The sequence below is a fragment of the Streptomyces sp. NPDC008125 genome (genome assembly GCF_042957125.1).
Taxonomy (GTDB): Bacteria; Actinomycetota; Actinomycetes; order Streptomycetales; family Streptomycetaceae; genus Streptomyces.
The window spans coordinates 90,316-104,520 of sequence record NZ_JBIBHR010000008.1; the positions used below are offsets into that span (position 1 = coordinate 90,316).

Annotated in this window: 10 protein-coding genes and 1 tRNA gene; 10 read left to right on the forward strand and 1 reads right to left on the reverse strand. The window is 71.9% G+C overall.

Annotated elements, in window-relative coordinates; all coding sequences use genetic code 11:
- The first annotated feature begins 72 nt into the window (after window positions 1-72).
- The 7 genes from ACFZAX_RS15665 (at window position 73) to glmS (ending at window position 9,468) form a co-directional block, all read left to right on the forward strand.
- Window positions 73-1,710 (forward strand): carboxyl transferase domain-containing protein, encoded by a 1,638-nt coding sequence (locus tag ACFZAX_RS15665; RefSeq protein ID WP_390962037.1) that lies wholly within the window; start codon window positions 73-75, stop codon window positions 1,708-1,710.
- A gap of 100 nt (window positions 1,711-1,810) precedes the next feature.
- Window positions 1,811-3,814, forward strand: coding sequence for a biotin carboxylase N-terminal domain-containing protein (locus ACFZAX_RS15670; RefSeq protein ID WP_390962038.1), 2,004 nt, complete (start codon window positions 1,811-1,813; stop codon window positions 3,812-3,814).
- 26 nt (window positions 3,815-3,840) lie between these two features.
- On the forward strand, window positions 3,841-4,824 hold the full coding sequence (locus ACFZAX_RS15675) for a hydroxymethylglutaryl-CoA lyase (protein ID WP_390962293.1): 984 nt from the start codon (window positions 3,841-3,843) through the stop codon (window positions 4,822-4,824).
- A gap of 8 nt (window positions 4,825-4,832) precedes the next feature.
- Window positions 4,833-6,002, forward strand: a complete 1,170-nt coding sequence (locus ACFZAX_RS15680) for an acyl-CoA dehydrogenase family protein (RefSeq protein ID WP_390962042.1) — start codon at window positions 4,833-4,835, stop codon at window positions 6,000-6,002.
- 103 nt (window positions 6,003-6,105) lie between these two features.
- The gene (locus ACFZAX_RS15685) at window positions 6,106-6,753 is read left to right on the forward strand and encodes a GNAT family N-acetyltransferase (protein ID WP_390962043.1); all 648 of its coding nucleotides are present in this window, start codon (window positions 6,106-6,108) and stop codon (window positions 6,751-6,753) included.
- 504 nt (window positions 6,754-7,257) lie between these two features.
- On the forward strand, window positions 7,258-7,533 hold the full coding sequence (locus ACFZAX_RS15690; protein WP_266704610.1) for a hypothetical protein: 276 nt from the start codon (window positions 7,258-7,260) through the stop codon (window positions 7,531-7,533).
- Window positions 7,534-7,638: 105 nt separating this feature from the next.
- Window positions 7,639-9,468, forward strand: a complete 1,830-nt coding sequence (gene glmS / locus ACFZAX_RS15695) for a glutamine--fructose-6-phosphate transaminase (isomerizing) (RefSeq protein WP_390962045.1) — start codon at window positions 7,639-7,641, stop codon at window positions 9,466-9,468.
- A 336-nt stretch (window positions 9,469-9,804) separates the two neighbouring features.
- Here the strand turns inward: glmS and ACFZAX_RS15700 are convergent, their stop codons facing one another.
- Window positions 9,805-10,326, reverse strand: a complete 522-nt coding sequence (locus ACFZAX_RS15700) for a universal stress protein (protein ID WP_390962046.1) — start codon at window positions 10,324-10,326, stop codon at window positions 9,805-9,807.
- Between the two features lie 1,164 nt (window positions 10,327-11,490).
- Between ACFZAX_RS15700 and ACFZAX_RS15705 the strand changes: the two genes are divergently transcribed.
- The 3 genes from ACFZAX_RS15705 to ACFZAX_RS15715 all read left to right on the forward strand — a co-directional run bounded on the left by ACFZAX_RS15705 (window position 11,491) and on the right by ACFZAX_RS15715 (window position 13,543).
- Window positions 11,491-12,711, forward strand: coding sequence for a helix-turn-helix domain-containing protein (locus ACFZAX_RS15705; protein WP_390962048.1), 1,221 nt, complete (start codon window positions 11,491-11,493; stop codon window positions 12,709-12,711).
- Between the two features lie 10 nt (window positions 12,712-12,721).
- Window positions 12,722-13,327: an oligoribonuclease gene (gene orn / locus ACFZAX_RS15710; RefSeq protein WP_390962049.1), complete on the forward strand. Its 606-nt coding sequence runs from the start codon at window positions 12,722-12,724 to the stop codon at window positions 13,325-13,327.
- Window positions 13,328-13,470: 143 nt separating this feature from the next.
- Window positions 13,471-13,543 (forward strand) — tRNA-His (locus tag ACFZAX_RS15715).
- Window positions 13,544-14,205 lie beyond the last annotated feature (662 nt).

Sequence of the window (14,205 nt, forward strand, 5' to 3'; positions counted from 1 at the left end):
CGTTCGCGTTAACGCTCATTAACCGCACGGCGGGGGCCACGGGCCCCACCGCTCACGGGGAGGCTCGACACGATGCAGCCGGCACCGGCACCACAGGCACCGGTCCTTCTCAGCGCGGCCGATCCCGCCTCCGAGGCCTGGCGGGCCAACGAGACGGCGCACCGCGCGCTCACCGACGAGCTGCGCGCGCGGCTCGCCTCGGCCCGGCTCGGCGGGGGCGAGAAGGCGCGCGCCCGCCATGTGGCGCGCGGCAAGCTGCTGCCCCGGGACCGGGTGGACACGCTGCTCGACCCCGGCTCGCCCTTCCTGGAGCTGGCGCCGCTGGCCGCCGAGGGGCTGTACGGCGGCGCCGCACCGGCCGCCGGGGTGGTGGCGGGGATCGGCCGGGTGAGTGGCCGGGAGTGCGTGATCGTCGCCAACGACGCGACGGTCAAGGGCGGCACGTACTACCCGATGACCGTGAAGAAGCATCTGCGGGCGCAGGAGGTGGCGCTGGAGAACCGTCTCCCCTGCCTCTACCTCGTGGACTCCGGCGGCGCCTTCCTGCCGATGCAGGACGAGGTGTTCCCGGACCGCGACCACTTCGGCCGGATCTTCTTCAACCAGGCACGGATGTCCGGCGCGGGCATCCCGCAGATCGCGGCGGTGCTGGGTTCCTGCACGGCGGGCGGCGCGTACGTCCCCGCGATGAGCGACGAGGCGGTCATCGTGCGCGGCCAGGGCACGATCTTCCTCGGCGGCCCGCCGCTGGTGAAGGCGGCGACCGGCGAGATCGTCACGGCGGAGGAGCTGGGCGGCGGCGAGGTCCACTCGCGTACGTCCGGGGTCACCGACCACCTCGCCGAGGACGACGCGCACGCGCTGCGGATCGTGCGGAACATCGTGGCGACGTTCCCGGCGCGCGGGGCGCTGCCCTGGACGGTGCGCCCGGCCGAGGAGCCGAAGGCCGACCCGGCGGGGCTGTACGGCGCGGTGCCGGTCGACTCGCGCACCCCGTACGACGTGCGCGAGGTGATCGCCCGGGTGGTGGACGGGTCGCGGTTCGCGGAGTTCAAGGCGGAGTACGGCCAGACGCTGGTCACCGGGTTCGCGCACGTGCACGGCCATCCGGTCGGGATCGTCGCCAACAACGGCATCCTGTTCTCCGAATCGGCCCAGAAGGGCGCCCACTTCATCGAGCTGTGCGACCAGCGGGGCATCCCGCTGGTCTTCCTCCAGAACATCTCGGGCTTCATGGTCGGCAAGGCGTACGAGGCCGGGGGCATCGCCAAGCACGGCGCGAAGATGGTCACCGCGGTGGCCACCACCCGGGTGCCGAAGCTGACGGTCGTCGTCGGCGGTTCGTACGGCGCGGGCAACTACTCCATGTGCGGCCGGGCCTACTCGCCCCGCTTCCTCTGGATGTGGCCCAACGCCAAGATCTCGGTGATGGGCGGCGAGCAGGCCGCCTCGGTCCTCGCCACGGTCAAGCGGGACCAGCTCGGCGACGCCTGGAGTGCGGAGGACGAGGAGGCGTTCAAGGCGCCGGTCCGTGCCCAGTACGAGGAGCAGGGCAACGCCTACTACGCGACCGCCCGGCTCTGGGACGACGGGGTCATCGACCCGGCGGACACCCGGCAGGTGCTCGGCCTCGCGCTGACCGCGTGCGCCAACGCCCCGCTCCCCGAGCGGAATCCGGCGGACCCGGGCTTCGGCATCTTCCGGATGTGAGGCACGACGGGTGAGGCACGAGACGTGAGGCACCGGACGTGAGGCACCGGACGTGAGCGAGCGCATGCGTCGTACGGGCGAGAGGGAGAGAGGGACGTCCATGTTCAGCACGGTCCTGGTCGCGAACCGGGGTGAGATCGCCGTCCGGGTCATCCGGACGCTGCGCGCCCTCGGCGTCCGGTCGGTCGCCGTCTTCAGCGACGCGGACGCGGACGCGCGGCACGTACGGGAGGCGGACACGGCGGTACGGATCGGCCCGGCGCCCGCCGCGCAGAGCTACCTCGCCGTGCCCGCCCTGCTGGAGGCGGCCCGTCGCACGGGGGCCGAGGCGGTCCATCCGGGGTACGGCTTCCTCGCGGAGAACGCCGCCTTCGCCCGCGCGTGCGCGGAGGCCGGGCTCGTCTTCATCGGGCCGCCCGCCGACGCGATCTCCCTGATGGGCGACAAGATCAGGGCGAAGGAGACGGTCGCGGCGGCCGGGGTGCCGGTCGTCCCCGGTTCCTCCGGCAGCGGCCTCACCGACACCCAGCTCGCCGACGCGGCCCGGGGGATCGGCATGCCGGTGCTGTTGAAGCCCTCGGCGGGCGGCGGCGGCAAGGGCATGCGACTGGTGCACGACGAGACGCTGCTCGCCGAGGAGATCGCGGGGGCCCGCCGCGAGGCGACGGCCTCCTTCGGCGACGACACGCTGCTGGTGGAGCGGTGGATCGAGCGCCCCCGGCACATCGAGATCCAGGTGCTCGCGGACGCCCACGGCCACGTGGTCCACCTCGGCGAGCGGGAGTGCTCGCTCCAGCGCCGCCACCAGAAGGTGATCGAGGAGGCGCCGTCGGTGCTGCTCGACGCGGAGACCCGGGCGGCGATGGGCGAGGCGGCGGTGCGCGCGGCCCTTTCCTGCGGCTATGTCGGCGCGGGCACGGTCGAGTTCATCGTGCCGGGCGGCGACCCGTCCGCGTACTGCTTCATGGAGATGAACACCCGGCTCCAGGTCGAGCACCCCGTCACCGAACTGGTCACCGGGATCGACCTGGTGGAGTGGCAGCTGCGGGTCGCCTCCGGCGAACAACTCCCCTGCGCACAGCCGGACATCACCTTCACCGGGCACGCCGTGGAGGCCCGGGTCTGCGCCGAGGACCCGGCGCGCGGCTTCCTGCCCTCGGGCGGCACCGTGCTCGCCCTGGACGAACCGCAGGGCGGCGGGGTCCGGACGGACTCGGGGCTGAGCGAGGGCACGGAGGTCGGTTCGCTGTACGACCCGATGTTGTCGAAGGTCATCGCGTACGGCCCCGACCGGGCGACCGCCCTGCGCCGGCTGCGGGCGGCCCTCGCCGACACGGTGATCCTGGGCGTACCGACCAACGCCGGTTTCCTGCGCCGCCTGTTGGCCCATCCGGCGGTGGTGGCGGGCGAGCTCGACACGGGGCTGGTGGAGCGGGAGGCGGCGGGGCTGGTCCCGGACGGCGTAGCGGACGAGGTGTACGCGGCGGCGGCGGCCGTACGGGCCGGTGCGCTCGCCCCGGTGCCGGACGCGCACGGGTGGACGGACCCGTTCTCCGTACCGAGCGGCTGGCGCACCGGTGGCTCCCCCGCCCCGCTCGGCTTCCCGCTGCGGGTGGCCGGCCAGGAGCCGGTGGTACGGGAGGCGCCCCCGGGTGCGACGGTCGGTCCGGAGCGGGTGTCCGTCGAACTCGACGGCGTGGTGCACCACTTCCGCCGCGCCGGGCAGTGGCTCGGCCGCGACGGCGACACCTGGCAGGTGCGGGACCACGACCCGGTGGAGGCTTCTTTGAGCGGGGCGGCCCGCGCGGGCGCGGACACCCTCGCGGCGCCCATGCCGGGCACGGTCACCGTGGTCAAGGTGGCGGTCGGGGACGCGGTGTCGGCGGGACAGGCGCTGCTGGTGGTCGAGGCGATGAAGATGGAGCACGTCCTCTCCGCCCCGCACGCCGGGACCGTCACCGAGCTGGACGTCTCGCCCGGGTCCACCGTCGCCATGGACCAGGTGCTGGCCGTGGTCGCGCCGGACGCCGGAGCAGCGGACCCGGCGCCGGCCCCCGCCCCGGCCGTCGCCACCGCCGCCGCCCCGGAGGAGAGGCAGTCATGACGCCCCCCGAACGCCCCGCCCTGCCGATGACCGTCGCCGCGCAGGACCTGCCCGCCCGGGTCCGTATCCACGAAGTGGGCGCGCGCGACGGGCTGCAGAACGAGAAGACAGCTCTACCGACCTCCGTGAAGGCCGAGTTCATCCACCGGCTGGCAGCCGCCGGGCTCACCACCATCGAGGCGACGAGCTTCGTCCACCCCGCGTGGGTGCCTCAACTCGCCGACGCCGAGGAGCTGTTCCCGATGCTCGGCGATCTACCGGGGCCGGGCGGTGCGAACGGCGTCGCGCTCCCCGTCCTCGTACCGAACGAACGCGGGCTCGACCGGGCGCTGGCGCTCGGGGCGCGGCGGATCGCGGTCTTCGGCTCCGCGACGGAGAGTTTCGCCGCCCGCAACCTCAACCGGTCCGTCGCCGAGTCGCTGGCGATGTTCGAGCCGGTCGTGACCCGCGCGAAGGAGCACCGGGTGCATGTGCGCGGCTACCTCTCGATGTGCTTCGGCGACCCGTGGGAGGGGCCGGTCCCGGTGCACCAGGTCGTCAGGGTGGCGAAGGCGCTGATGGACCTCGGCTGCGACGAGCTCTCCCTCGGCGACACGATCGGCGTCGCCACCCCCGGCCACGTGCGGGCCCTGCTCGCCGAGCTGAACGAGGAGGGGGTGCGCACCGACACCATCGGCGTGCACTTCCACGACACCTACGGCCAGGCCCTGTCCAACACGCTCGCCGCCCTCCAGCACGGGGTGACCACCGTCGACGCCTCGGCGGGCGGCCTCGGCGGCTGCCCGTACGCGAAGAGCGCCACCGGCAACCTCGCCACCGAGGACCTGGTGTGGATGCTCCGGGGCCTCGGCATCGACACCGGGGTCGACCTCGACGCCCTCTGCGCCACCAGCGTGTGGCTGGCCGGGCGGTTGGGCCGCCCGAGTCCGTCCCGTACCGTCCGCGCGCTCTCGCCCACCCCGCCGCCGTCCCCCGCGTCCCCCGCGTCCCCCGCGTCCCCCGAGGAGTGACCCCCGCCATGCCCCTGGACCACCGGCTCGCCGCCGAGCACGAGGAACTGCGCCGCACCGTCGAGGAGTTCGCCCACGAGGTGGTCGCCCCGAAGATCGGCGCCTTCTACGAACGCCATGAGTTCCCGTACGAGATCGTGCGGGAGATGGGGCGAATGGGCCTGTTCGGGCTGCCGTTCCCGGAGGAGTACGGCGGAATGGGCGGCGACTACCTCGCCCTCGGGATCGCCCTGGAGGAGCTGGCCCGGGTCGACTCCTCGGTGGCGATCACCCTGGAGGCGGGCGTCTCGCTGGGCGCCATGCCGGTGTACCGCTTCGGTACCGAGGAGCAGAAGCAGCGGTGGCTGCCGGCACTCTGCTCGGGCGAAGCGCTGGGCGCGTTCGGGCTGACCGAACCGGACGGCGGATCGGACGCGGGCGGCACCCGCACCACGGCGGTACTGGACGAGGCGGCCGGCGAGTGGGTGATCAACGGCTCCAAGTGCTTCATCACCAACTCCGGCACGGACATCACCGAGTTGGTGACCGTGACGGCCGTGACCGGCCGCAAGGACGACGGCTCCCCGCGGATCTCCGCGATCGTCGTCCCGTCGGGCACCCCCGGCTTCACGGTCGCCGCCCCGTACTCCAAGGTCGGCTGGAACGCCTCCGACACACGTGAGCTGTCTTTCGCCGACGTCCGCGTCCCGGCCGCCAACCTGCTCGGCGAGGAGGGCCGCGGGTACGCCCAGTTCCTCCGCATCCTCGACGAGGGCAGGATCGCGATCTCCGCCCTGGCGACCGGACTGGCCCAGGGGTGCGTGGACGAGTCGGTGAAGTACGCCGCCGAACGCCACGCCTTCGGCCGCCCGATCGGCGCCAACCAGGCCATCCAGTTCAAGATCGCCGACATGGAGACCCGTGCCCACATGGCCCGTGTCGGCTGGCGCGACGCGGCCTCCCGCCTGGTGGCCGGCGAGTCCTTCAAGAAGGAGGCGGCCATCGCGAAGCTCTACTCCTCGACGGTCGCCGTCGACAACGCCCGCGACGCCACCCAGATCCACGGCGGCTACGGCTTCATGAACGAGTACCCCGTCGCCCGCATGTGGCGGGACTCCAAGATCCTGGAGATCGGCGAGGGCACGAGCGAGGTCCAGCGGATGCTGATCGCCCGGGAGCTGGGGCTGCCGGCGGCGTGAGAGTGCCGAAGATCGCGAAGCCCGCGACCATGATGACCGCCGCCCTGGTCACCACCCGGTTAAGCGGTCGACACCCTTCCGGGCGCTGCGACAGAGTTCGCCCATGACGACCCCGTACGAGCACTGGCCCCTGCACGGACTCCGTATCCGTACCCCCCGGCTCGAACTCCGGCTCCCGGACACCGCCCTCACCGACCGGCTCGCGGCGGTGGCCGCCGCGGGTGTGCACGCGCCGGACCGGATGCCGTTCTCGGTGCCGTGGACCGACGGTGAGCCCGGGGCGGTGGCGCGGGCGGTGTTCCAGCACGTGCTGTCCACGATCGCGAACTGGTCGACCGCCGACTGGGCCCTGAGCCTCGCCGTCCTGCACGACGGCGAGGTCGTCGGGCGGCAGGACCTGACGGCCAGGGACTTCGGGGTGACCCGCCAGGTGGCCACCGGCTCCTGGCTCGGCCTCGCCCACCAGCGGCAGGGGTTCGGGACGGAGATGCGGGCCGCCGCGCTGCACCTGGCGTTCGCGGGGCTGGGTGCCGAAAGCGCCGTGTCGGCGGCGATGACCGACAACCCGGCCTCCCTCGGCGTCTCGCGGCGCCTGGGCTACCTCCCCGACGGCACGGCGGTCGCCGCCGTACGCGGGGCCCCGGTGCTCCTCCAGCGACTCCGGCTCGACCGGGCACGGTGGGAGGAGTACCGCAGGGTGGAGGTGTCGGTCGAGGGGCTCGACGCCTGCCGGGGCGACTTCGGGGCGTGACCGGCGGAGGCCCTCGGCGGAGGCAGAGGCGGGGAATCCCGCGGAAGGGGCCCTCGGCGGGTGAACCCCTCAGCAGGGGCACGGCGGAAGCGCTCGGCGGGGAACCCTCGGCACGGGTACCGGCGGAAGCCCTCGGCGAGCGGTTGCCCGGCCCGGACGAACCCACCCCCGGCGCCTCCCATCCGGCCACCGTGGCCGGATGACCGCAGCCCGGGGCTCCGGAACCGACCGGGCGGACGGCGTCCGACGACCCGCGTACCAGGCCGGGCCGCGGGGCGTGCCCGTTCGCGGTGGCCCGCATCGGCCGGTACGCCTCGGCCGCGATGGGTGGAACCGCGCGCGACCTTCGGCTCCGGCGAACCGCTTCCGGCCATCTCCGGGGAGCACCCCCGTGAGCACCGCACCGCAGGCGTACACACCGCCACACCACATGTTTCCCACAGCTCCTGCCCGATTTCGGGCAGATTTCTTGCATAAGACCGCCTGCCCACGCAGTATCAACGGGTGCTCGAACGCCGCTCGTCCCACGACGACCTGATCGACCACCTCGTACGCTCCACCTCGCTCCAGCGCGGCGAAGCGGCCCGGGTGGTACTCGACGTGCTGGCGTTCTTCGACGAGACGACCGAGGCCTTCGTCCGGCGCCGCCACCGCGAACTGCAGTCCGGCGGCCTGGTCAACACGGAGATCTTCGAGCGGATCGCGGCCGAGCTGCCGCACCGCGCGGTGGCACCGCCGGAGCTCTCGCTCCGCCAGCTGCGCCGCATCGTCTACGGCTGAGGCAACGGCTGAGGCAACGGCCGGGCCACCGCCGGGCCACGGTCGGGGCCACCGCCGGGGCAGGGCACCGCAAGGCATCTGTACGTCGTAGGAGGGGTAGAAGACATGTGCGGGATCGTCGGATACATCGGCAGGCGTGACGTCGCTCCGCTGCTGCTGGAAGGTCTGCAGCGGCTGGAGTACCGGGGGTACGACTCGGCGGGCATCGTCGTGACGAGCAAGGCCGCGGCGGGCAAGCCGGGCACCTTGAAAATGGTCAAGGCGAAGGGCCGCGTCCGCGAGCTGGAGGCCCGTATCCCCAAGCGCTTCGCGGGCACGACCGGCATCGCGCACACCCGCTGGGCCACCCACGGCGCCCCGAGCGACGAGAACGCCCACCCGCACATGGACGCGGAGAACAAGGTCGCCGTCGTCCACAACGGGATCATCGACAACGCCTCCGAGCTCCGCGCGAAGCTCGTCGCCGACGGCGTCGTCTTCCTCTCCGAGACCGACACCGAGGTGCTGGTCCACCTGGTCGCCCGCGCCCAGGCCGAGACCCTGGAGGAGAAGGTCCGCGAGGCGCTGCGCTCCGTCGAGGGCACCTACGGCATCGCGGTGATGCACGCGGACTTCAACGACCGCATCGTCGTCGCCCGCAACGGCTCCCCGGTCGTCCTCGGCATCGGCGAGAAGGAGATGTTCGTCGCCTCGGACGTCGCCGCACTGGTCGCCCACACCCGCCAGGTCGTGACCCTCGACGACGGCGAGATGGCCACCCTCAAGGCCGACGACTTCCGTACGTACACCACGGAGGGCTCGACCACGACGGCCACGCCGACCACCGTGGAGTGGGAGGCCGAGTCGTACGACATGGGCGGCCACGACACGTACATGCACAAGGAGATCTCGGAGCAGGCCGAGGCGGTCGACCGCGTGCTGCGGGGCCGTATCGACGACCGTTTCTCCACCGTGCACCTGGGCGGCCTCAACCTGGACGCCCGTGAGGCGCGCGGGGTGCGCCGGATCAAGATCCTCGGCTGCGGCACCTCGTACCACGCCGGCCAGATCGGCGCCCAGCTGATCGAGGAGCTGGCCCGCATCCCCGCGGACGCCGAGCCGGCGTCCGAGTTCCGCTACCGCAACCCGGTCGTGGACCCAGACACCCTCTACGTCGCCGTCTCCCAGTCCGGCGAGACCTACGACGTACTGGCCGCCGTGCAGGAGCTGAAGCGCAAGGGCGCCCGGGTCCTCGGCATCGTCAACGTCGTGGGCTCCGCCATCGCCCGGGAGGCCGACGGCGGTACGTACGTCCACGCCGGCCCCGAGGTCTGCGTGGTCTCCACCAAGTGCTTCACCAACACGGTGGTCTCCTTCGCGCTGCTCGCCCTGCACCTGGGCCGCATCCGCGACCTGTCGGTCGCGGACGGCAAGCGGATCATCGCCGGTCTGCGCCGGCTGCCGGAGCAGATCAGCGAGATCCTGGCCGGCGAGGACGAGATCAAGCGGCTGGCCGCCGAGTACGCGGACGCCAAGTCGATGATGTTCATCGGCCGTGTGCGGGGCTACCCGGTGGCCCGCGAGGCCTCGCTGAAGCTCAAGGAGGTCTCGTACATCCACGCCGAGGCGTACCCGGCCTCCGAGCTGAAGCACGGGCCGCTGGCCCTGATCGAGCCCGCGATGCCGACCGTCGCGATCGTGCCGGACGACGAGCTGCTGGAGAAGAACCGGGCCGCGATGGAGGAGATCAAGGCGCGCAGCGGCCGGATCCTCGCCGTCGCGCACCAGGTCCAGGAGAAGGCGGACCACACCATCGTGGTGCCGAAGAACGAGAACGAGCTCGACCCGATCCTCATGGGTATCCCGCTCCAGCTCTTCGCTTACCACACGGCGCTGGCCATGGGCCGCGACATCGACAAGCCGCGCAACCTGGCGAAGTCCGTCACCGTCGAGTAGGGCTCGCGGGTCCGCACCGGACCGGGGCGACGAGAAGCGGGCGTCCACCACGATCGAGTGGTGGACGCCCGCTTCCGTCATGCGCGTCATGCACCTCACGTGCGGGTGACCCGCGTACTGATGTGCAGCCACTACCCGTTGACGGTCCGTCAATCCAGCGGCTGATCAACACCCGGGGTGCGTCGGGTCCTTCGTCGGGATCGGTCGGATCGGATCGGATCGGTCGGATCGGATCGGTCGGATCGGACCAGCCGGACCAGTCCGGTCGGATCAGTCCGGTCGGATCAGTCCGGTCGGATCAGTCCGGTCGGATCAGATCATCCGGATCGGTCGGGATCAGGGAATGACGATGACGGGACGTTGCGCACGGCGGGCGAGACGGCCGGCCACGGAGCCGAAGATCCGGCCCACCAGCCCGTGCGTCGACCCGACGACGATCGCGTCGGCGGCATACTCGCGGCCGACTTCTTCCAGTTCGTGGCAGATGTCGCCGCCGCGCTCGACCAGCACCCACGGCACCTCGGCGAGGTACTCCGCGCAGGCCAGTTCGAGACCGAGCACCTCGGTGCGGTGATCGGGTACGTCGACGAAGACGGGAGGTTCGCAGCCTGCCCAGACGGTGGTCGGGAGCCGGTTGGCGACATGCACGATGATCAGTCCGGAGCCGGACCTGCAGGCCATGCCGATCGCGTAGGCGAGGGCTCGCTCACTGGACGTGGAGCCGTCGAAACCGACCACGACGCCGTGCCGGAAGGCCGGGTCGCAGGAATGACGCGTTTCTTCGACCGTCAGGGGGTCCGACCCGTGGTCGGTTACCTGCTTGCGGTCTGCGGGTTCAGGGAATTCGTGACCGGCCATCGGTGTCTCGGCGAAGAGAGTCCTCTTGAGGAGGGAACGGCTAGGGGGACGTGTACGGCTGCGGGGAACGGTTGCCGTGCGGCGCTGTGGACTTGTGCCCTACGGCCGTCCGGGTCGGGAGCCCGACGACGGAGGTCGCGGGGCTGCTGCCCCGGGCTGGTGTCGGGCTGTTGTCCGGGAATCATCTTTCCAACCCTTTACCCCCAAGGGTACGGCGCCACTCCTCCACCGCCCAGACCGCCGCAAAGCGCGTGACGCGCTTTGGGGGAGCATGCACGAGGCGAGGGCGGTTGGCAATGCCGGATGGTCCGTACACCGAGCGTCGCGGTGCCGGAGAGTGCCCTTCGCCCCGTTTTTCCGACGGGCCGGTATGGCCAGGAGAGGGTCCTGGAACAGCGGCGCACGCCTCGTACGGCCTCCGGAGCGGCCTCTGTTGGCCACCCCGGCACGCCGATGACGACGCCGGGGCGCCGGGGTGCGCACCCCGAGCGTGCGCGTCGCGACCGCCCGCGCCCGACGCCACCCGGGCGCTCCCAGCCAGGCCGGGCACGAGCGCGGGAGGGCGCACGGGCAGGCGCACCGGGCGCAAGCGAATTCCCGGGCGTGCGCCGGTGAAGCCGTTGGTGCACCGGGCTCGCGTGCTCTCTTCGGCCCACCCCGTCCACGCCCCCGCCGGCGGTCCGCGGGGGCGACGAAGATCCCCTGGTGGGCCGCTTCGCGGATGCGCGGGGGGCGCGACCCACAGGGCACAGAGTGCGCGGGGAGCGCGCCGGGGCGTGACTGAATCCCACGCGCACGACGGTCGCTTTTCAGCCAACTTCACATCTGCGCCGAAACCTTGGCGATGTGCCCCTCATTTGCACTTGTCACCTGGCAGGAACGGACCGCGCGGTACGCTTTCACCCGACGCGGACGGGCCATGATCGCGACGCGCACTTCACAGTGCCGCTCGCGAGTGGAACGCTTCGTGATCGAACGCTTCACGCCACGTTGCCTTGTCGACATTGAGCCGGTGAGGGAACGTGTCATTTCGGCATCGCGGGACGCAGTAGGTTCGATCTTGAAATCGAGCACTGGGACACGTGCGGCACCGAGGGGACACGTGCAGGAGCGACAGGCCTGTAGGGACCAGGGAGACGCGAACACCGAGGGGGGCTTAGCGTCATGAGCCAGGACTCCGCATCCGCAACGGAGGCCGCACGGAAGTTGGCCGGGCGGCGACGCCGGGAAGTCGTAGCCGTACTGCTGTTCAGCGGTGGCCCGATCTTCGAGAGTTCCATCCCGCTCTCCGTCTTCGGCATCGACCGGCAGGACGCGGGCGTACCGCGCTATCGCCTGCTGGTCTGTGGCGGGGAGGAAGGGCCGCTGCGCACCACCGGCGGCCTCGAACTCACCGCGCCGTACGGCCTGGAGGCGATCAGCAGGGCAGGCACCGTGGTGGTGCCCGCCTGGCGTTCGATCACCTCGCCGCCTCCGGTCGAGGCGCTCGACGCGCTGCGCCGCGCCCACGAAGAAGGCGCCCGCATCGTCGGGCTCTGCACCGGGGCGTTCGTCCTCGCGGCCGCCGGCCTGCTGGACGGCCGCCCGGCGACGACGCACTGGATGTACGCGCCGACGCTGGCGAAGCGCTATCCGTCGGTGCACGTCGATCCGCGCGAGCTGTTCGTCGACGACGGTGACGTGCTCACCTCGGCGGGCACGGCCGCCGGGATCGACCTCTGCCTGCACATCGTGCGGACGGACCACGGCACGGAGGCCGCCGGCGCGCTGGCCCGCCGGCTCGTGGTGCCGCCGCGCCGCAGCGGCGGCCAGGAGCGCTACCTCGACAGGTCTTTACCCGAAGAGATCGGCTCCGACCCGCTCGCCGAGGTCGTGGCCTGGGCCCTGGAGCACCTGCACGAGCAGTTCGACGTGGAGACGCTCGCGGCCCGCGCGTACATGAGCCGCCGCACCTTCGACCGGCGCTTCCGTTCGCTCACCGGCAGCGCGCCGCTGCAATGGCTGATCACCCAGCGGGTGCTCCAGGCGCAGCGGCTGCTGGAGACGTCGGACTACTCGGTGGACGAGGTCGCGGGCCGTTGCGGCTTCCGTTCGCCGGTGGCGTTGCGCGGTCACTTCCGCCGTCAGCTGGGCTCCTCCCCCGCCGCGTACCGGGCCGCCTACCGGGCCCGCCGTCCGGGGTCGGGGCCGGAGCCCGGCGCGGTGGAGGCGGTGGTACCCGCGCAGGTGGCGTCCGCGGTACGGAGGATGCCGGGCGGTTCCCCGGGGCTGGCGGCGTTCGCCGCCTCCTCGGGAGCTCCGGTCCTCCAGGACCGGCCGGACCGGAGCCCGGACGGTTATCCCGGTGGGCGCCCGGCCCTGCCGGGACAGCGGAGCGCCCCGTAGGGTGGGGCCCATGAACGACCGCATGGTATGGATCGACTGCGAGATGACCGGACTCTCGTTGACGGACGACGCACTCATCGAGGTGGCGGCTCTGGTCACCGACTCGGAGTTGAACGTGCTCGGCGAAGGGGTGGACATCGTGATCCGCCCGCCGGACGCGGCGCTGGAGACGATGCCCGAGGTGGTGCGGCGCATGCACACCACCTCGGGCCTCCTCGACGAGCTGGCCGGGGGCGCCACCCTGGCCGACGCCGAGGCCCAGGTGCTGGCGTACGTGCGCGAGCACGTGAAGGAGCCGGGCAAGGCGCCGCTCTGCGGCAACTCCGTCGGCACCGACCGGGGCTTCCTCGCGCGCGACATGCAGGCGCTGGAGGGGTACCTCCACTACCGCATCGTCGACGTGTCCTCGATCAAGGAGCTGGCCCGGCGCTGGTTCCCGAAGGCGTACTTCAACAGCCCGGACAAGAACGGCAACCACCGGGCACTGGCCGACATCCGCGAATCCATCGCGGAGCTGCGCTACTACCGCGAGGCCGTCTTCGTGCCCCAGCCCGGCCCGGACTCGGACCGCGCGAAGGAGATCGCCGCCCGCCACGTGGTGTCGGGCGAGAAGTAGCCACCCCGCGGGAAACCCCTGTTCACGGGCCTGGAAGGGCCTGTGGGCGGGGCCGCGGAGGGGGCCGGGGAAAGGTGGCGCGAGCACCCCCGAAAACCCTGTACACTTTTTCTCGGCCGGTCGGAAACGCCCGGACGAACATGGTGGGTATAGCTCAGATGGTAGAGCACCTGGTTGTGGTCCAGGATGTCGCGGGTTCGAGTCCCGTTACTCACCCTTGAAGGGGAAGCCCCTGATCTGCGGAAACGCGGGTCAGGGGCTTCTTCGTGTTCCGGGCTGGCCAAACCGCGGCCAAACGCGGCCGGATTTTCGCCCTACCGTCTGCGCCATGGCAACGATCAGGGAGCGGGTCCGCAAGGACGGTACGGCGAGTTTCCAGGTCCGCTGGCTCCAGGGAGGGCGCGGCGGCACCTGGGAAGCCGAAAGGTTCGAGGACCCGGAGCAGGCGGACACGTTCAGGAAGCTCGTCGACGCCCACCAGCAGCAGTGGCCCTACGGGTGGGTTCCCGGCCAGGGCTTCGTCGAGCCCGAGCAGGACCCCGACGACGTGCCCCTGACCGACTGGGCCCGGCGCTACGTCGACCGGCTGACCGGTATCGACCCGCGGACCCGGGACGACTACCGGCGCGAGGTGGGTCGCCACATCTCCCTCATGGTGCACACCACCCGATCGGGGCTCGTGATGCCGGCCACGATCGGGAACATCACCGCTGACAACGTCCAGGACTGGGTTCGGCTTCAGGAAGCGGGCCAGCCGGACGCGAAGGCAGGGCGGTGGGTCCGTCGACCGGCCTCGCCGAAGTCCACGGCCAATCGACACGGCCTGCTGTGGTGCATCGCGCAGGCGGCGATCGATGCCGATCCCCCGCTGCGCACCA